Annotated in this window: 15 protein-coding genes; 12 read left to right on the top strand and 3 right to left on the bottom strand. The window is 41.2% G+C overall.

Going from position 1 to position 18,358, the window contains the following annotated elements; translation table 11 throughout:
* Positions 1-188 precede the first annotated feature (188 nt).
* From JOC54_RS09715 to JOC54_RS09695, 5 genes are all read left to right on the top strand, one after another.
* A complete protein-coding gene (locus JOC54_RS09715; RefSeq protein WP_204465973.1) occupies positions 189-1,457 on the top strand; it encodes an ABC transporter substrate-binding protein in 1,269 nt (422 codons plus the stop codon).
* Between the two features lie 59 nt (positions 1,458-1,516).
* Entirely contained in the window at positions 1,517-2,398 is an 882-nt protein-coding gene (locus JOC54_RS09710; protein ID WP_035418177.1) for a carbohydrate ABC transporter permease, read from the top strand.
* A complete protein-coding gene (locus JOC54_RS09705) occupies positions 2,379-3,248 on the top strand; it encodes a carbohydrate ABC transporter permease (protein ID WP_051990996.1) in 870 nt (289 codons plus the stop codon). The genes JOC54_RS09710 and JOC54_RS09705 overlap by 20 nt, the downstream gene beginning before the upstream one ends.
* 117 nt (positions 3,249-3,365) lie before the next feature.
* Positions 3,366-4,043 (top strand): response regulator transcription factor, encoded by a 678-nt coding sequence (locus JOC54_RS09700; RefSeq protein WP_204465970.1) that lies wholly within the window; start codon positions 3,366-3,368, stop codon positions 4,041-4,043.
* Positions 4,040-5,416, top strand: coding sequence for a sensor histidine kinase (locus JOC54_RS09695; protein WP_204465968.1), 1,377 nt, complete (start codon positions 4,040-4,042; stop codon positions 5,414-5,416). Before JOC54_RS09700 ends, JOC54_RS09695 begins: the two co-directional genes overlap by 4 nt.
* 26 nt (positions 5,417-5,442) lie before the next feature.
* On the opposite strand, the gene JOC54_RS09690 is transcribed toward JOC54_RS09695, so the two are convergent.
* From JOC54_RS09690 to JOC54_RS09680, 3 genes are all read right to left on the bottom strand, one after another.
* Complete coding sequence (locus JOC54_RS09690; RefSeq protein WP_204465966.1) at positions 5,443-5,970, bottom strand: isochorismatase family protein; 528 nt, start codon at positions 5,968-5,970, stop codon at positions 5,443-5,445.
* A gap of 21 nt (positions 5,971-5,991) precedes the next feature.
* Positions 5,992-7,182: a threonine--tRNA ligase gene (gene thrS, locus JOC54_RS09685; protein WP_367617785.1), complete on the bottom strand. Its 1,191-nt coding sequence runs from the start codon at positions 7,180-7,182 to the stop codon at positions 5,992-5,994.
* A 562-nt stretch (positions 7,183-7,744) separates the two neighbouring features.
* Positions 7,745-9,259 (bottom strand): Na+/H+ antiporter NhaC family protein, encoded by a 1,515-nt coding sequence (locus tag JOC54_RS09680; protein ID WP_239586656.1) that lies wholly within the window; start codon positions 9,257-9,259, stop codon positions 7,745-7,747.
* A gap of 207 nt (positions 9,260-9,466) precedes the next feature.
* On the opposite strand from JOC54_RS09680, the gene pepT reads away from it, so the two are divergent.
* The 7 genes from pepT (at position 9,467) to JOC54_RS09645 (ending at position 18,348) form a co-directional block, all read left to right on the top strand.
* Entirely contained in the window at positions 9,467-10,690 is a 1,224-nt protein-coding gene (gene pepT / locus JOC54_RS09675; protein WP_204465964.1) for a peptidase T, read from the top strand.
* A 20-nt stretch (positions 10,691-10,710) separates the two neighbouring features.
* Complete coding sequence (locus tag JOC54_RS09670; RefSeq protein WP_204465962.1) at positions 10,711-11,559, top strand: GNAT family N-acetyltransferase; 849 nt, start codon at positions 10,711-10,713, stop codon at positions 11,557-11,559.
* Positions 11,560-11,791: 232 nt separating this feature from the next.
* Positions 11,792-13,459: an extracellular solute-binding protein gene (locus JOC54_RS09665; protein WP_239586655.1), complete on the top strand. Its 1,668-nt coding sequence runs from the start codon at positions 11,792-11,794 to the stop codon at positions 13,457-13,459.
* A gap of 127 nt (positions 13,460-13,586) precedes the next feature.
* Entirely contained in the window at positions 13,587-15,299 is a 1,713-nt protein-coding gene (locus tag JOC54_RS09660) for a sensor histidine kinase (RefSeq protein ID WP_204465959.1), read from the top strand.
* A gap of 5 nt (positions 15,300-15,304) precedes the next feature.
* A complete protein-coding gene (locus JOC54_RS09655) occupies positions 15,305-16,492 on the top strand; it encodes a response regulator (RefSeq protein WP_204465957.1) in 1,188 nt (395 codons plus the stop codon).
* 14 nt (positions 16,493-16,506) lie between these two features.
* Positions 16,507-17,454 carry an ABC transporter permease gene (locus JOC54_RS09650; protein ID WP_204465954.1) on the top strand — a complete coding sequence of 316 codons (948 nt, stop codon included), beginning with the start codon at positions 16,507-16,509 and terminating at the stop codon, positions 17,452-17,454.
* 12 nt (positions 17,455-17,466) lie between these two features.
* A complete protein-coding gene (locus tag JOC54_RS09645; protein WP_035418168.1) occupies positions 17,467-18,348 on the top strand; it encodes a carbohydrate ABC transporter permease in 882 nt (293 codons plus the stop codon).
* The last annotated feature ends 10 nt before the right edge of the window (positions 18,349-18,358 follow it).

The following is an 18,358-nucleotide window of genomic DNA, read 5'->3' as shown; positions in this document are numbered from 1 at the left end:
ACGCCTCCTAAGTCAATTAGTGGAACAACCGACTCGCAATAAATTACCCTTTATCGCAAAAATCTTACCAATTAAAAATGACTTCTTTCATCGTATAATGAGAGAAAGACATTTGTTTTATCTAAATATTTACCCTATTTTCATAGTATAACTTGAAAACGATTACAATCAAATAGGAGGATAACAAAATGAAGAAAAGCATGGAGTATGGACTTGTCTCAACGATGGCGATTGCATTACTAGCAGGCTGTAATCAAGGTTCATCAGGTGGGGAAGATGTGGTTGAACTTTCCTTCTCTGCATGGGGGAATCCTGCCGAATTAGAAGTGTATAATCGCGCTGTTGATGCCTTTAATGAAGAACAGGATGAAATTCAAGTGACGTTAACAGGTATTCCAAATGACAACTATTTTCAAACGTTAACAACACGGCTTCAAGGCGGGCAGGCACCGGATGTGTTTTATGTTGGGTCTGAGAACATGTCTACTTTAATCGCCAACGGCACAATTGAACCGATGTCTGACTTCATGGGAACAGATGAGTCATACGTTCAAGAGTCTGAATTTACTGACGATATTTGGGGTCCGTCCAAACAAGATGAGATTGTTTACGGATTACCGGTTGATTGCAATCCAATCTTGATGTACTACAATAAAACGTTGCTTGAAGACGCAGGTATTGAGTCGCCGCAGACGTATTTTGAGCAAGGCAATTGGAATTGGGATACGTTCGCAGAAATAACCGGGAAGCTAAAGGAAGCGGGAAATCATGGTTATGTGCAAGAAAGTGGCCACGGCAATCTCATTAACTGGGTATGGACCAACGGTGGCAACTTTGCTACGGATGATGCAATTGTCGCTGATACGGATGAGCTTACACTTGAAGCGTTTGAATATGTGGATGAGATGGTTCAGGCTGGTAACTTTACCTATGCTGGAACAATGCCAGATGGCCAAGGCATTGAGGGAATGTTCATGACGAATTCTGTCGGTTTCGTTTCTGCTGGACGCTGGCTCACGCCAATGTTCTTGCAAACAAGTCTGGATTTTGATTATATTCCTTTTCCATCTAACACGGGTGAGCCAATTGAAACGGCAACAATCGCAACCGCTTACATGGCTGCTAACTCTAAGAGTGAACACGTAGAGGAAGCGCAGAAATTCATCTCATATTACACGTCAATGGAAGGTCAACGTGTTCGTCTTGATGGCGAAGGAAATGCCGTTCCATCTGTTGAAGGTATTGATGATATTGTGCTCAATCAGGATAGACCAGAACACGGTCAGTACTTGCTCGACGCGAGAAGCGTAGGCAGAGTCATTAATTACGAATTTACATCGCCGGGTTTAAATAATGATCTTGATGAAATTTATGAGTTGATGCTGCTAGGTGATATGACTGGAGAAGAAGCTTTAGATGAAGCAAGCAGGGTGGCAAAAGCAGCTTTAGACGAATAATAGAAAAGCCAGAGGAGCTGTAGCTGGGCTTCTCTGGCGCTAAATAAGGAGGGATACGCATGTATTCAAAGCGAGAGAAATGGTGGGGTTATGCATTTATCGCCCCGCAAATGATTGGAATGGTGTGCTTCTCGCTGCTCCCACTTCTGTTTGCTTTAATGATTAGCTTTATGCAATGGGACGGATTTGGTGAACGTACATTTATCGGATTTGAAAACTATATTACGCAATTTCAAGACCCGAATTTCACGACAGCGTTACGTAATACGACGATCTATTCGTTGATGGTTATACCTGGTGGAATTATTGCAGCAATGCTTGCTGCGCTTGCGTTAAACAAAGTAAAAGGGAAAGATTTTTATCGAATGTTCTTCTTTATGCCAGTTGTCACAAGCTCCGTATCTATTGCGGTAATCTGGATGTGGCTGTTAAACGGTGACTTCGGCTTGATTAACCAGCTTCTTGCGATTGTAGGGATCGATGGGCCAAACTGGCTTACTGACCGTAACTTGGTGCTGCCTTCTATTGCGATGCTCAGCATTTGGTGGGGCTTAGGTACGAATATGGTTATTTTTTTAGCCGGACTACAGGGAATCTCAAGGAGTTATTATGAAGCTGCTGAAATCGATGGTGCAACAGGTTGGCAGAAGTTCCGGCACATCACGTTTCCGCTCTTGTCGCCAACGACATTCTTTGTCGCGATCATGACCGTGATTGGCTCGTTTCAAGTATTTGACCAAGCATACGTTATGACACAAGGTGGTCCTGGTAAAGCTAGCTACACCTTGGTTCTTCATATTTTTGATGAAGCCTTCACACGTCAGTCATTTGGTACAAGTACATCAGCAGCAATGATTCTGTTTATCATTATTTTAATCTTTACATTGATTCAGTTTACGGTTTCAAGAAAGTGGGTGCATTATGAAGACGGCGGTCGATAAGCAAGTTCATTATCAAAAACCAAAAAAGAAGCTTCGGCTCTCGCGCATTTTGCTCCATTTTGCCTTGATTGTTGGTTCGCTTGTCATGGCTGGTCCATTCATTTGGATGGGGCTAAGCAGTTTGAAATCATTTGAGCAAATGTTTGCAATACCACCTGAATTCATTCCGAGTCCAGTTATGTGGAGTAACTTTACTGATTCACTACAGGCAATGCCCTTTGGAAGAGCATACTGGAATAGTTTTTATATCTCCACGATCGTTGTGGTGAGCCAAGTAGTGACCTGCTCGATGGCCGCTTATGCTTTTGCAAAATTGAAGTTTCCTGGATCTAAGGTGTTGTTTATTGCCTTTCTTGCAACGATGATGGTACCGATGCAGGTTACACTCATTCCTCTTTACTTGATTATGGATGGGCTAGGCTGGGTGAACACGCATTTATCAATCATCGTGCCTAATGCGTTGTTTAATGCTTTTGGTGTGTTTTTATTGCGCCAGTTTATGCTTGGAATTCCAAAGGAGATGGAAGAAGCTGCCGTTATTGACGGAGCAAACCCAGCGTTTATTTACTTGAGAATTATGGTGCCTCTTATTAAACCGGCACTTGCGGCATTTGGGATCTTCTCATTTATTGGAATTTGGAACAACTTCATCCAACCGCTTACATTTTTAAGCGATACGGACTTATTCACGGTCCCACTTATGTTAGCAATGTTTAAAGGGTTATACGTAACGCAGTGGCCGCTTTTAATGGCAGGTGCAACGATCTCGGTTGTTCCGGTATTAATTGTTTACTTCTTTGCGCAACGTCAAATTATTGAAGGAATCGCTCTAACAGGCGTTAAAGGATAGTCATAGGAGGAGATGAACATTGTCTGTAGATGTTCATCTTTTTTGTGTCCATTCTTGATTTTTAGTAACGAACGGGCAATAGTAAGAGGAGGAATGAATGCTTGGGGGTACGAACAAATGAGAGAGAAGATTCTTGTAGTTGATGATGATGCTTCCATCCGTGACGTAATAAAACGCCAGCTAGAGTTGAATGACTACCATGTCGTAGAAGCGAAGCATGGAGAAGAGGCCTTAGATCTACTGGCAGAAAATGAAATTGATTTAGCGGTTGTGGACTTAATGATGCCTTTTTTAGATGGATATGAGCTTTGTAAAGAAATCCGAACAGATTTTGACATACCAATTCTGATCTTATCAGCTAAAGATCAGCTGCTGGATAAAGAAAAAGCGTTTATAGTCGGAACAGATGATTATCTAACAAAACCGTTTGAACCGAAAGAATTAATTTTTCGCATAAAAGCATTGCTGCGTCGCTATCTAAGAGAACAAGTAGAACGACGAACGGTTGGCCAAACAACAATCGATCGTACTAGTTACGAAGTCATTATTCATGATCATGTCCTGATGCTTCCTTTAAAAGAATTTGAGCTACTAGATTACTTAGCGAGTCAGCCGGGGCGAACGTTTACACGGACGCAGTTAATTGACCGTGTGTGGGGAATCGATTTTGCTGGTGATGAACGTACCGTAGATGTCCATATTAAGCGTTTAAGAGAACGATTGAACGGGAAAAATTCTGGACTAATGATTGAAACGATACGGAGCGTAGGGTATAAAGTTGAGGTGCAGGATTGAAAACATTGTATGTGCGAATTGTTCTTACAACGCTTGCTGTGATGGCACTTAGTAGTCTCGTTTCGTTTCTGTTGACGAATGTATATTACCAACTTTATTTAAAACCCGAGAATGCAGAGCGCTTAACGGAAATAGCGACTGAAGTACAAACGTTTGTCAGCGCAACCGACGTAGAAGCGGAACTGTACTTGACGCATCTTGGCGAACTCGGTTATCAACTAGCTATTTTTGATGAACAAAGCCTTAAGCCAGTCTTTTATGGAGAGGCGTTTCGAGAGCAAACGTTACAGGCGTCGAATGTGCAAGAGGTGTTAGCGGGCGGCACGTATTCTGGAGTTTCTAAAAATGAAGGGCAATTATTCGTAACAGGCTTCTTTAACAACGAGCTTAGCAATTCAATTGGTGTCCCAATTACGATTAATAATGAAACGTATGCCCTCTTTATTCGACCAAGCATTGAGCAGCAGCTTGGCGAATTCCGCGAGTTTTTAGCAATTTTGATTACGTTTATCATTCTTTTTAGTATTTTACTGGTGTTTGTTTCCACTCGGTATATCGTGTCGCCGATTGAACAACTTACGAGAGCAACAAAGAGGTTGAGTAAAGTACAGTTCGACGTTGTTCTACCGACGAATCGTAAAGATGAGATTGGACAACTGGCATTGCAATTTTCGAAAATGATGAAGGAATGGCAACAGTTAGAGGGGATGCGACAAGAATTTGTCGCAAATGTATCTCATGAAATTCAGTCTCCTTTAACAACCATTCAAGGGATGACTACGGCACTTGCTGATAAGGATTTAAGCATCAAACAGAAAGCGTATTATCTTGAACAAATTAACCTTGAATCAAAGCGATTGTCATCACTTAGTCGCCAGTTATTAACGCTTGCGTCTTTAGAAAACAGTGGTCCTGAGATGTCAGAGGTTTCTCTCAATCAACAGTGGAAGGAGGTTTTTCAGGCGACGGCTTTCAAGTGGCGTGAAAAAGAGCTATACATTGAAAGTGATTTGCCAAGTCTCGAGGTTTCAGCAGATGCGCAGCTTCTCTATCAAGTCTGGCTTAACTTATTTACTAATGCGCTGAAATTTTCTCATCACGGCGGTACTATTTCCATTGAAGGTAGGCGAACTAGCTCTCATACCGAAATAAAGATAACGGATAACGGACAAGGCATTAGTGAAGCCGCACAACCGTATATCTTTGAACGATTTTTTAAAGAAGATCAAGCAAGAACAAGTGAGAAGTCAAACAATGGTCTTGGGTTAGCAATTGTCGCTAAAATCGTAAAGCTTCATGGCGGCACCATTGACGTGACAAGTGAGAAAGGAAAAGGAGCAATGTTTATTGTGCGATTGCCCCATGAAAAATGATCATTCGAATATCACTCGAGCACCCTTTATGTATAAAGCGTTTTGTATTCTTCGTCTGTCAGTACTTCAACGACATTTGACCAGTGAAAAACAGTCGCAATAAACTCTGGAACATCGAGCTGCGGCATCTCATAAACGTCACCATTATTAACAGAAGAGACGGCTTCTTCGAGGTATGTGACTTTATAACCTAACATATGCGAGGCAACGGTTGTAAACATGCAGCAAAATTCGGCGTTAAAGCCGGTTATAAATAAGTGTGTAACGTTTTCTGCTTCTAAAGCAGCTTGCAGTGATGTTTGATAAAAAGCATTTGGCGTTTCTTTTTTGATGATTTGCGTCGCATAAGGTACAAGTGCCTCTACGAGTGAGGCACTTGTTTTTTGCTCATAAAATGGACTTGTTTCATCCTGTGATACATGTTTTAAGAAAATCACCGGGGATTGGTCTTGTTGGAATTGCTCGCATACTTTTGCAATAAGCGAGACTTCTTTAGCGAAGTCACCTTGTGAAATGAGGCCAACTTGAACATCAATAACGAGTAAAGCTTTCAATCAGTACAACTCCTTTCCTTGTTAAGATAAGCTATCCTCCTGGCGTTGTGCCAAAAAATCAACAACTGTCTGGTTAAGTTGATTTTGTGCTCTGTCCTGAACAGAGACGGAAGCGGAATCTTTTTCGTTATTGCCGATAATGAACAGATAAGGAACTTTCTCTTTCTTTGCTTTGCGAATTCTCGCTTTAAAGGATTGATCCGGTTTTTCTAGTTCAACTCGAACACCGGCAGCCTTTAATGTTTCTTGAACAGATTGTGCGTAATCGAGATGAGATTCGTGGATTGGAAGAAGCACAACTTGCACTGGTGCAAGCCAGTACGGGAAGGCACCTTCATAATGTTCAATTAAAACTGCCATAAACCGCTCAATAGCTCCATATATCGCGCGGTGAATTAAAATCGGTGTTTGTTGTTGATTCTCACTATCAATGTAGGAACAGTTGAATTTTTCCGGCATTTGAAAATCTAATTGGATTGTTCCGCACTGCCAGCTTCTTCCTTTTGAATCCTTAAGATGAAAGTCAATTTTTGGTCCATAAAAGGCACCGTCGCCTGGATTTAACTGATAATCGATCGTTTTTGCTTTTAAAACGGATTCGAGTGCTCTCTCTGCAAGTGACCACTGTTCGTCTGAACCCATCGAGTTAGGGGGGCGAGTAGAGAGCTCAACATGGTAGTCAAAACCAAAGTGGCTGTAAACCTGCTCAACGAGCTTTATGACGTTTGCAAGCTCTTCTTCAATTTGATCAAGCCGAACAAATAAATGAGCATCATCTTGCGTAAAGGAACGGACGCGTAACAACCCGTTCAAAGAACCAGACTGTTCATAACGGTGAACAAGGCCAAGTTCAGCATAGCGTACAGGCAGTTCTTTATAGCTTCTTCTTTTTTGATTATACAATAAGACCGCGCCAGGACAACTCATTGGTTTTAAGGCATAGGAGTGCTGATCAACTTGTGAGAAGAACATGTTTTCATGATAATGATCCCAATGTCCTGATTGTTCCCAAATATGCTGCTTCATCATGATGGGTGTACGAATTTCTTCGTAGCCGTTTTGTTGATGCAGTGATTTCCATAAGGACTCTAATTCATTACGAATGACCATCCCTTTTGGTAAAAAGAAAGGCATACCTGGAGCTTCTTCAAGCGTCGTAAATAACTGTAATTCCTGCCCAATTTTTTGGTGATTCTGTTCTTGTTCCATCATTTTTTCTCCTCCTCAAACGAATAAAAGACCACACTCATCCCAATACAAGGGACGTGTGTGGTCGTGGTTCCACCCTACTTTTACAATGCGTCGAAAGGCATTGCTCTTAAACGAGATAACGGTACGACCGAGTGCGCATTTCCGCACACTAGCTTCAAGGTGGTACTACATGAATTCAAACACAAGGTTTGCAGCCGAGACCTCGTTCTCTGTCGAATGAATAATCATGAAGCATATCCTCTTCAACGCTTTTTTTTCCTTAACAATCAATAAAAAAGACCACACCCATCCCTGTACAAGGGACGTGTGTGGTCGTGGTTCCACCCTAATTCTTACAATGCAATAAAGCAGTGTTCTTAAGCGAGATAACGGTTCGACCGAGTACGGATTCTCCCCGTACTAGCTTCAAGGTGGTAATCTAAAAGGGTTTTCTTCAAGGTTCTCAGCCAATGACCTTGATTCTCTGCTTAAGAAAACGAGCTTTTACATCATGTCCTTCATAAATGCGTTTGCTTATTTTTTAGAAGTATAAGCGATGAAAAAAGAAATTGCAACTCTCTTTTTAAACTTGTGAAAGCTTTGGTTTTAATTTTGAGAGGAAGAAAACGGTCATAATCATTAAAGATAGAGCTATTAAGAACACGAGCGAGCTTCCTGTAATTCCAGCCAGAATAAACGTGACAAAGGCAATCAAGCCATTCATTACGGCATAAGGAAACTGCGTCTTAACATGATCAACATTGTCGCAACCTGCGCCAGTCGAAGATAAAATGGTTGTATCAGAAATAGGTGAGCAATGATCACCAAAGATCCCGCCTGAGAGAACCGCACCAATACAAACGGCCAGATGGGCATCAAGACCAAAAGCCATTGGAATAGCAAAGGGCATCATAATCGCAAACGTTCCCCACGAAGTGGCTGTTGCTAAAGAAATACAAACAGCAACAATAAACAAGATTGCTGGAACGAGATAGCTCGGTACGCTGTCCTGAAGAAGTTCAATGACGTAATTAGCGGTCCCCATTTCACTAATGACCGTTCCAAGCGCCCATGCGAGAACAAGTGTTGCCAGAACAAATACCATTTTCTGCATTCCCTTTGTATAAAGCTCAAAAGCCTCTGAAAAACGCTTTACTCTTAAAAGAACCATCAGACCGATAAGAACGATACTAGCAAACAGATAAGCGGTGCTTAAGGCAACGCGAAAATCTCCCCCAGCAACGGGTTCAAACGGGAAACCATATGTATACAAAAGACCGAATAGAGTAATAAACAGCGTGAGTAATGGGAGCCAAATAAGAATGGCATAACTTTTTTGATTCTCATCGATTTTTTCGCTGTATCGGAGTGGGCGAGAGTTTTTCCAATAAAGTTCACCTGTTTCTTCAACCCTTTTTTCAGCTCGTGCCATTGGACCAAAATCTAGCTTTGTTAACGCAATTAACGGAACGATCGATACGGCTAAAATTGGATATAGTTGAAAAGGAATCACCTCTAGAAATACTGTAAACTCCGACATGTCGGAACCGATGTTTTCAAATTCCTGGCGTATCAAGCCCATAATGTATACACCCCAACCAATAAACGGAATCATAACGGCTAAGGGAGAAGCGGTTGAATCAATAATCCACGCCAGTTTTTCACGAGAAATCTTTGCTTTATCAAAAATCTTTTCAAAAATAGGTCCAACAATTAGCGGAGAACCTAGATCGGAGAAGAAAATCATTAGTCCACCAAACCAGGCGGCCATTTGTGTTTTTGCTTTTGTTGTTAAGAAGCGGACAGCTTGTTGTGCTAAAGCAGCAGATCCCCCAGACTTCTCTATTAAACCAACAAACCCACCAATAAATAGGAGTAAAACAAGTACGGCTGCATTATAGCTGTCCGTTAATTGAGGGAATAAATATTCACCGATTGTCTCAGTTGTCGCAGTGATCGGATTTCCACTAGTTAATAAAAGAACGCCTGCAAACAATCCTGTGAATAGTGAAACGAGTACATTTTTTGTAATAATGGCTAATCCAACCGCTAAAAGGGGCGGAATTAGTGAAATAAAGCCCATATGTTCGATGATCATCACCCTCACTTCTTAGTTGTTCGTCTTTTTTATTTTTAAAAATTTGTTTTTGGTATAAATTTATAATTATGCATGTATATGAATATATCATAAATTGATGATTAGAGCGATGACTTTTTATTTTTTTGAAATGCGAACGCAAAACGTAGATAATCCCTCATTCCTTGCTATACTATTGGTAACATAATTAGAAGTGAGGTCTATGATATGAAAAAACAATTGATTGAGCGCTTAACAAAATATGCACAAGTCAACACGCAGTCATCTGAGGAAAGTACAACGGTTCCAACAACAACTGGCCAATTAGAGCTTGGCCAAATGCTCGTAAATGAATTAAAGGAATTAGGGTTAACGGAAGTAACAATTGATGAGAACGGCTATGTTATGGCAACTCTTGAAAGCAACTCCGAGAAAGAGGTTCCTGTTGTGGGTTTACTAGCCCACTTGGATACAGCGACTGATTTCACCGGGGAGAACGTCAAGCCGCAAATCCATGAATATCAAGGGGGAGACATTAAGCTTAATGATGAAATTACGTTATCGCCAAAACAATTCCCTGAGCTAGAGTCATACAAAGGACAAACATTAATGACGACAGATGGTACAACTCTACTTGGCGCAGATGACAAAGCAGGCATTGCAGAGATTATGACAGCACTGGATTATCTAATTACTCATCCTGAAGTGAAACATGGAAAAATTCGAGTCGCTTTTACGCCTGACGAAGAGATTGGTAGAGGACCAAGTCACTTTGATGTGGCGGCATTTGGCGCTGATTTCGCCTATACACTGGATGGAGGTCCACTTGGAGAGTTTCAATTCGAAAGCTTTAATGCAGCGGCTGCTAAAGTATCGTTTCAAGGCGTAAGTACGCACCCTGGAACAGCAAAGAACAAAATGGTTAACGCGATGAAGCGGGCAATGGAGTTTCATGCGCAGCTGCCAGCGGAGGAATCACCTGAATTTACTGAAGGCTACGAAGGGTTTTATCATCTATTAGGAATGACTGGCGATACCGATTTTGCTGAACTGAAGTTTATTATCCGCGATTTTGATCGCAAACAGTTTGCAGCTAGAAAAGCGAAGATGGAAGCGATTGTTAGACAGATGCAGGATAAGCATGGAAAAGACAATGTTTCCATTGAAATTAGAGATCAGTATTACAATATGCGTGAGAAAGTCGAACCGCAAAAAGAGATCGTTGAGTATGCGCTTGATGCCATGAAACAATGCGAGATTGAACCAATAGTGGGACCAATTCGTGGTGGAACAGACGGGTCCCAGTTATCGTATAAGGGGTTGCCTACCCCGAATCTTTTTACCGGTGGACAGAATTATCACGGACGCTATGAATACATTTCAATTGACCATATGAAAAAAGCGGTTCAGGTCATTACAACGCTTGTTTCTCTAGTTGAAGAGCGTGCTTAAACCGTCAGAAGGAGGTTTTTATGAACGTCATTACGTATAAGAGCAGTCACTCTTTTTATGAAGATGTCCGTTGTATGCTTGAGCAGAACTTACTAGAAAACAATTTGCTCATCGGCCTCCTCTTGCAATCAATGAAAAATGGCAATGAACCGCTCTTAATGGCGGTCGCGTATAAAGATACTATTCCGGTTTTGGCTTGTCTGCAAACAATTCCTGAGCAAGCAATTGTCGCCTTTGACATAAAACAACCTTCACTTGACTATAAGCCGTTGGCAGAGCTACTTGCGAAAACAAAAATTGAAAGAGTGATCGGATTAAAGCGTGAGACGATGCGATTAGCTGAGACGATAGCGGAGGAACGGAATACGACAACAAGCGTGCATATGCAACAGCGGCTTTACACATTAAAAGAGGTCAGCCATACAGAAGCACATAAAGGAACATTAGTGAAGATGACTCCGGAAAACCTGCCGCTAATTACAGAGTGGATTTCTGATTTCCAAACATGTATCACACCTGGAAATCCGTTGCCGCTTGAAGAGGCACGTAAAGCCGCGGAGCAACAGCTAATCAAGAATGGGCTTTATCTATATGTAGTTGACGGTGTGCCTGTTTCAATGGCAAATTTAACTAGGCCAGTCGATAAGACGATTACGATAAATCTTGTTTATACACCAGTAAGTGAACGAAAGAAAGGCTATGCCTCAGATTGTGTTGCAGCTTTAAGCAAACACTGTTTACAGCTGGGGTATGAGTCACTTCTTTTATACACGGATTTGTCTAACCCAACGTCGAATCATATTTACCAACTGATTGGTTATAAGGCGTTAGCTGATTCCGTTTCCATGCAAATTGGAAGGAGAGCTTGATTCAGATCAAGCTCCTCTTCCCTTTTTTATGACTATTTATGTAAGCCTTTTCAAACAAGTAGAAAAAGTACTATAAATCTAAAAGAAGTAGCATTTCTAAATGTGAAAAAAAACGGTATATTACTTATTGAAAAGGCTTACATTACGAATTATTCCGTCATCCATTTATAGAATGCCTTTTCGTTGCAATACGTTGGGAGAAGATGAGACGAAATTAAAGGGGGAGCACTTTTTGAAAAAGTATAGTTCCATTTTGTTGACGAGTGTAGCAGCAGTTGTTTTAGTTGGCTGTAATAATGACTCAGGACCGAGAGAGAGTACGTTAGATGCGGTCGGTTCAGCAGCTGAATTACCGGAGCGCTTTGAAGAGCCTGTGCAATTAGATTTAATTAAACACGTATCTGGAGATATTTTCTTTCGTGAAGGAGAAACCATTCAAGACAATGTTCATACGGATTGGGTTAAAGATACGTTTAATATTGATTTAAATTACATCTGGACTACAAGTGGACCAGGTGAAACATTTGAAACGAAGCTACAGCTTGAAATGACTAATAACCAGCCATTCCCGTCAATATTGGCTTTAAGAAGTGGCTTAACGCAAGATATTATCGATTCAGGCAGAGTGATTGAGGTCGGTGAAGTATTTGAAAAATATGCTTCAGATACGTGGAAACAAGCAATGGCGGATGATCCCCATGCCTGGGACCCGTATACACGTGAAGAAGGTCGCTTTGCTATTCCAATCTTAGATTATGAAATGAATGGTGATACGGTTTTATTCATTCGTCAAGACTGGATGGATAATTTAGGTCTAGAAGCACCTGAAACACTTGAAGATATTGAGAACATTATGGATGCGTTTGTGAATGGAGATCCGACTGGAACGGGCGAACAAGTCTACGGAGTGGCAGCAGGCTTTGCCAACCAGTTGAATACTTGGATGTCGACGCTTGACTGGGTGTTTGGTGCATATGGTGCAATGCCAAACCAGTGGAACCTTGCTGAGGATGGCACACTTGTAAACGGTGATATTCAGCCGGAAATGAAAGGTGCACTAGAAACTTTGAATCGCTGGATGGACGAAAAGTATTTGCATCCAGAAGCAGGACTGTGGGATGAAGGGAAAGCAGCAGAGCTATTTACGGCAGGTAGAGCCGGAATTATTGCAGGTCCGCACTGGATGCCTGATTGGCCATTAGCAGAACTTCATGAGAACGTCGATGGTGCTGAATACAAAGCATACGATATTCCTGCAGGTCCTGATGGGTTAAAGGGTCGTGCAACAGGGGTTACTTCGCAAAACGGTTCTGTCATGATTAGTGAAGATGCTTCAGAAGATGAGATTCAAGCATTCTTTGTTTATCAAAACTACTTGTTTGAGAATTATGCTAATCCCGAAGCTGGTGGAGAATTTGAATACGGTTTTGCTGAAGGGTATGACTACGTGATGGAAGACGGTGAAGTCAGCTACGATGACGATGATATCCCTGGCGGCGGTATTGACCCGGTTAAATATACGTTAACGTACGATGGGGCAAGAATTCCATCGCTCTATATTAATACGCTTGCTGGATTTGCGCGCGGGGAAGAGCCAACAACGCCGTTTGAACAGAAAATGTACTTAAACTATCCTGAACAAGCTTGGGCAGGTGCAGAAATTGTTGTTGATGGTGCGGAAGACCAGGTTGCAAGTATGTTCACTGGAGCGCCGACCGATACAATGGTTAGCCGTGGAGACGCCTTAGACACCATGCTTAGTGAAGGCTTTAACAAAATGATCTATGGAGAAACATCCGTTGATCAATTTGATTCATTAGTCGAGCAATGGAAGACGTCTGGTGGAGAAGAAGTTGAAAAAGAAGTAAATGAATGGTACGACATTGTTAGCGCGAATTAATATTTGAAAACTGAAGGCAGCGTCTGATTTACGCTGCCTTTTTTATGTCTATCAACGTGATATTAACAGAAAAACCTTTCTCCCTCGAGGCTTGTTGGGTAGAATAACGCAAGGGGGAGGGATTCGATTGAAGCAGATTAGTCTTTTTCATAAGATGGTTATCAGCATTATTCTATTGTTAGTACCTGTGGCGTTATTGTATACATATTCAAATTATGTCAGTGAACAAGTAGTTCGAGATGAGATCGACACCCGTAACTTAAATCGTCTCGAAGTGACCATGAATCGGTTGGAAGCCGATTTATGGCAAGTGTCCCAATTTCTCGTTGCATTAAGTATTGATCCGGACACAAGTCGGTTGCGTAATATTGATTTCCTCAGCCCGTATGAATCAATCGAACTTCAAGGCAATGTGCAGCAGAAAATGCTCTTGTACCAGCAATTAAGTACGGTATTAGTAGATGTCACTATGTTTTTGCCTGATGGAGATCGTCGCTTATCAACGATGGTTTCTTCACCTGACCGACCTGATACATTGTCCTCTTCGTGGACGTATATAAAAAGCGCGAACGGAAATGACTCAGATCGACCTTACTTTGTTCAGCATGTGCAATTTCCAATCCACGCTGAAACAAGCGAGAATGCCGTCATTATTGAGGCAAGACTTTACACAGAGGCGATCCAGGAGCATCTTAATGACTTAGAATCATCTGAAGGCGGTTATGCCATTCTTTACAATTCATCGTTTGAGCCAATTCAGCCTACAGGGATGTCTGTTGATCCATTTTTAGAAGATGGTTTTTCTTTAAATTCAGACGAAGAATACCGGGGAACTTATCGCTTAGAAATCGATCAAAAAGACTATACGGTGACATACATTGAATCACCAAGCTTAGGATGGACGCTGGTTGATTTTGTTCCACTTGAAGAAGTATTAAGCCCACTCTCAACAACAAGAACATGGTTTTATATAACGGGGATAGTGTTATTGTGTTTAGGCGTAGCAGCAGCTTGGTTATTATACACCCAAATTCATCGACCAATCGATCGGATAAAAGATGCGATTCTCCAATTTAAAAAAGGGGACTACGGAACACGCATGAGTGTTCCAGAACAAAAGGAGTTTGCGATTGCAATGAGTGGTTTTAATGAAATGGCGGACCAAATTCAGACGCTAATTGAAGAAGTGTATGAAGAAAAAATTCGGTCGCAACAAGCATCACTAAAACTATTGCAAGCCCAAATTGATCCTCATTTTCTGTACAATTGCCTCTTCTATATTAAGAATATGGCGAAAGTGAAAAATACAGATGCAGTTGAAGCGATGTCCTTGCATCTGGGAGACTATTTTCGGTATCGGACGAAGGTTGAACAAGAAGAGACTACGATTGAGGAAGAAATTCAGCTGGTTAATAACTTCCTAGCAATCCATGCTCTGCGCAAACGGCATTTACGTTATTCCATTGATGTGCCCGAGGATTTACTAACTCGGAAGATTCCCCGTTTGCTACTGCAGCCTATTGTGGAAAATGCGATTGTTCATGCGATTGACCATGTTGATGGGGTTGGAAAGATCATCATTACAGGTGAAATGGTCGGAAACTACTGCAAGCTAACTGTCGAGAACAACGGTGAACAGCTCAGTGATCAACAGCTGGAGGAAATGCGAGAAAACCTTGATTCAGAAGAAGTACTATCTGAAAGTTATGGAATGAGAAATGTACATCAACGCTTAAGAAAACGATTTAGTGGCAAATCTGGACTACTCATTTCACATTCAGATTTAGGCGGCTTACGAGCTGATATTATTTGGGAGTTTAATGAGACAGAAAGGAGATAGGTAAAATGTATCAATTGCTATTAGTCGATGATGAAGAAGCAACGTTGCAAGGTCTGGCGAGTCTGAATTGGAGTCAGTTGGATATTAACCACGTTTACTGCGCTTTTTCAGCGAGGGAAGCATTGAGCTATCTCTCAACGGAACCAATAGATGTTGTCGTAACCGATATCCGTATGCCAGGAAAATCCGGAATTGATTTGTTAAATGAAATGGTTACTGGTGAGGTGAACCCGAAATGTATTCTCTTATCTGGTCATTCAGATTTTGCCTATGCTCAAGCAGCCATTAAAGCCGATGCAGTCGATTACCTATTAAAACCTGTTCGTGATGAAGAGCTTCTTGAAACAGTGAAACGGGCCTTGCAAAAACGAAAAGAAGAGCTAAACGATCGCTATATTCATGATCGTTCAATTGAGGCAATTAAATCTCACATTGACTATATCGGTCAGTCAATTTTTAAACCTTGGTTGATTGGTGAGAAGGATAGGAAACACATGAGGGCGGAACTCGAAGCATACGACATACCTTCCTCAGACGATGTAAGAGCAGTATGGCTTTCTGTACAATTAGCTGAACATGGGCCTATGTTTGAACAATTATTATCGATCGTGACTGCTCATTTATCTGAGAAGGCTGTAATAATTCGGCATCAAGACACGCCTGATAGCCTGTCAATGATGCTCTACCCTCTGTATAAAGAGGACATTCCATTCTTTCAATCGATTGTGCAGGAACGAATAATCTCATTAAAAAAAGAAATTAAAAAAATGATCCATCATTCTGTGCATATTCAATTAGGTGAATCGGTTTTATTTTGGCGTGATGCCCAAAGTGCTTTTCAGACCAAGGCAGTTGTGCCGCTAAAACAAGATGAGAAGCAAGAGCAGCTTGCTAATCGCGTCAAAGATTATGTCGAATCCCGCTTGTTTGAACAGCCTAATTTACAAGAAGTAGCAAACTTCCTTTATATGAATCCAGCTTACATTTCTAAGCGTTTTAAAGAAGAGACAGGGGAGACCTTTACAGATTACACACATCGGCTACGCATGAAAAAAGCAGTTACATTATTAGCCGACACGAATTACAAGGTTGGTCGAATCTCAAAAGAGTTAGGCTATAAAGACTCGTCTTATTTTATTCGCGTATTTAAAAGAGAGTTTAATCAGACACCTCATGAGTTTAGAAATCGATAAGGGAGTGATTAAAAATGGTGCAACCAAAAGCAAATTCGTTGCCGCATGTTCCACAGAAAAAAAAGCAAAAGTGGAACATGAAGCGGAACTGGCCTCTGCATGCTCTAGTGATGCCTGCAATTATCTTTGCAATTATCTTTAACTATATTCCACTAGGCGGAATAATTATGGCATTTCAAGATTTTAAGCCATGGCACGGGTTCTCTAATTCAGAATGGGTTGGGTTAGAGAATTTCCGGCGGATCTTTGAATTTCAAGAAGGAAGACAAGTCATCTGGAATACGCTTGTTATTTCTACATTTAAAATTATCTTTCAGTTAATTGTGCCAATTATGTTTGCTCTACTGCTTAATGAAGTTCGTATTATGGCTTATAAACGCTCGATTCAAACGCTTGTCTATTTGCCACATTTTCTATCATGGGTAATCTTAGGAGGAATTTTACTAGACCTACTTTCGGTTGATGGGGGATTAGTCAATCAGTTTCTAGGAGTCTTTAATATTCAACCGATTTTCTTTCTTGGGGATAGTGACTGGTTCCGCGTAACAGTTATTGTATCTGATGTTTGGAAAGATTTCGGATTCTCGGCCATTATCTTTTTGGCAGCGCTTGCCGGAATTAATCCTAGTTTATATGAAGCGGCAATTGTCGACGGTGCGAATCGGTTACAGCAAGTTCTGTACATTACGTTGCCGGGATTGCTACCAATTACGATTGTTGTAGCAACGCTTGCACTCGGAAATATTCTAAACGCTGGGTTTGATCAAATCTTTAACTTATATAATCCACTTGTTTACGACAAAGGCGATATTATTGATACGTATGTTTACAGACAAGGGATTTTAGGACAAAACTTTAGTTACGCAACCGCAGTAGGTGTGTTCAAATCGGTTATTGCCTTTATCTTAATTGTAACGGGTTATCGCTTAGCGTATAAATACGCAAACTATCGAATTTTCTAGGAGGGGTGGCATATGCATCATCGAAGTCGTTCGTATAAAATTTTTACCGTATTTAACACTATCTTTTTATTGTTGCTCGGGATCCTTTGTATTTTGCCACTCGTCCACATCCTAGCGGTCTCATTCAGTGCATCAGCTCCAGCGAATGCAAACCTGGTGCGCTTTCTGCCAGTTGACTTTACCGTAGCTGCCTGGGGACAGACATTAGGAAATGAAAATTTTCTAAGAGCCCTTTGGAACGGTGTGTTTCGAACAATTCTTGGTACAGTGGTCAGCTTGACGGTAGTAACATTAGCTGCTTATGCGCTGTCTAAAGAAGACCATGAATTTAAAGGAAGAAAGCTTTACGTTTATGCGCTCGTGTTTATCATGTTATTTAACGGTGGTCTAATTCCTACCTATATTCTAGTCCAGAATCTAGGATTAATTAATACCGTTTGGGCACTCGTTTTACCAGGAGCGGTTAATGTTTTTAACATGATTTTGTTGCTGAACTTCTTCCGGACGGGTGTGCCCAAATCACTTGAAGAAGCTGCACTAATTGACGGAGCAGGGCACTTCAGAATTCTCTTCAAAATTTATTTACCAATATCACTACCGGCGTTAGCGACAGTGGGATTATTTACAATGGTTGGACAATGGAACTCGTGGTTTGATGGTTTAATCTACTTAACGGACTCTGCAAAATACCCACTGTCGACTTTCTTACAGACAATTATTGTTCAGAATGATTTCTCACAAATAAATGTCAATCCAGATGAAATGCGCGCTTTATCAGAGAGAACGGTTCGTTCAGCCCAAATCTTCATTGGCGCATTACCAATTATTTTGGTTTACCCGTTTTTGCAAAAATACTTCGTAAAAGGAATCGTTCTTGGTTCAGTGAAAGAATAATGAGGGCTCC

The organism is Shouchella xiaoxiensis, assembly GCF_016907895.1.
Lineage (GTDB): Bacteria > Bacillota > Bacilli > Bacillales > Bacillaceae_D > Shouchella > Shouchella xiaoxiensis.
This window is presented reverse-complemented; position numbering and strand designations above follow the sequence as displayed.

Coding starts and splice junctions, on each gene's coding strand:
- JOC54_RS09705 (WP_051990996.1), top strand. CDS start 2,379: ATGAAGACGGCGGTCGATAAGCAAGTTCATTATCAAAAACCAAAAAAG.
- JOC54_RS09710 (WP_035418177.1), top strand. CDS start 1,517: ATGTATTCAAAGCGAGAGAAATGGTGGGGTTATGCATTTATCGCCCCG.
- JOC54_RS09680 (WP_239586656.1), bottom strand. CDS start 9,259: ATGATCATCGAACATATGGGCTTTATTTCACTAATTCCGCCCCTTTTA.
- JOC54_RS09700 (WP_204465970.1), top strand. CDS start 3,366: ATGAGAGAGAAGATTCTTGTAGTTGATGATGATGCTTCCATCCGTGAC.
- JOC54_RS09715 (WP_204465973.1), top strand. CDS start 189: ATGAAGAAAAGCATGGAGTATGGACTTGTCTCAACGATGGCGATTGCA.
- JOC54_RS09655 (WP_204465957.1), top strand. CDS start 15,305: ATGTATCAATTGCTATTAGTCGATGATGAAGAAGCAACGTTGCAAGGT.
- JOC54_RS09650 (WP_204465954.1), top strand. CDS start 16,507: ATGGTGCAACCAAAAGCAAATTCGTTGCCGCATGTTCCACAGAAAAAA.
- JOC54_RS09645 (WP_035418168.1), top strand. CDS start 17,467: ATGCATCATCGAAGTCGTTCGTATAAAATTTTTACCGTATTTAACACT.
- JOC54_RS09670 (WP_204465962.1), top strand. CDS start 10,711: ATGAACGTCATTACGTATAAGAGCAGTCACTCTTTTTATGAAGATGTC.
- pepT (WP_204465964.1), top strand. CDS start 9,467: ATGAAAAAACAATTGATTGAGCGCTTAACAAAATATGCACAAGTCAAC.
- thrS (WP_367617785.1), bottom strand. CDS start 7,182: ATGATGGAACAAGAACAGAATCACCAAAAAATTGGGCAGGAATTACAG.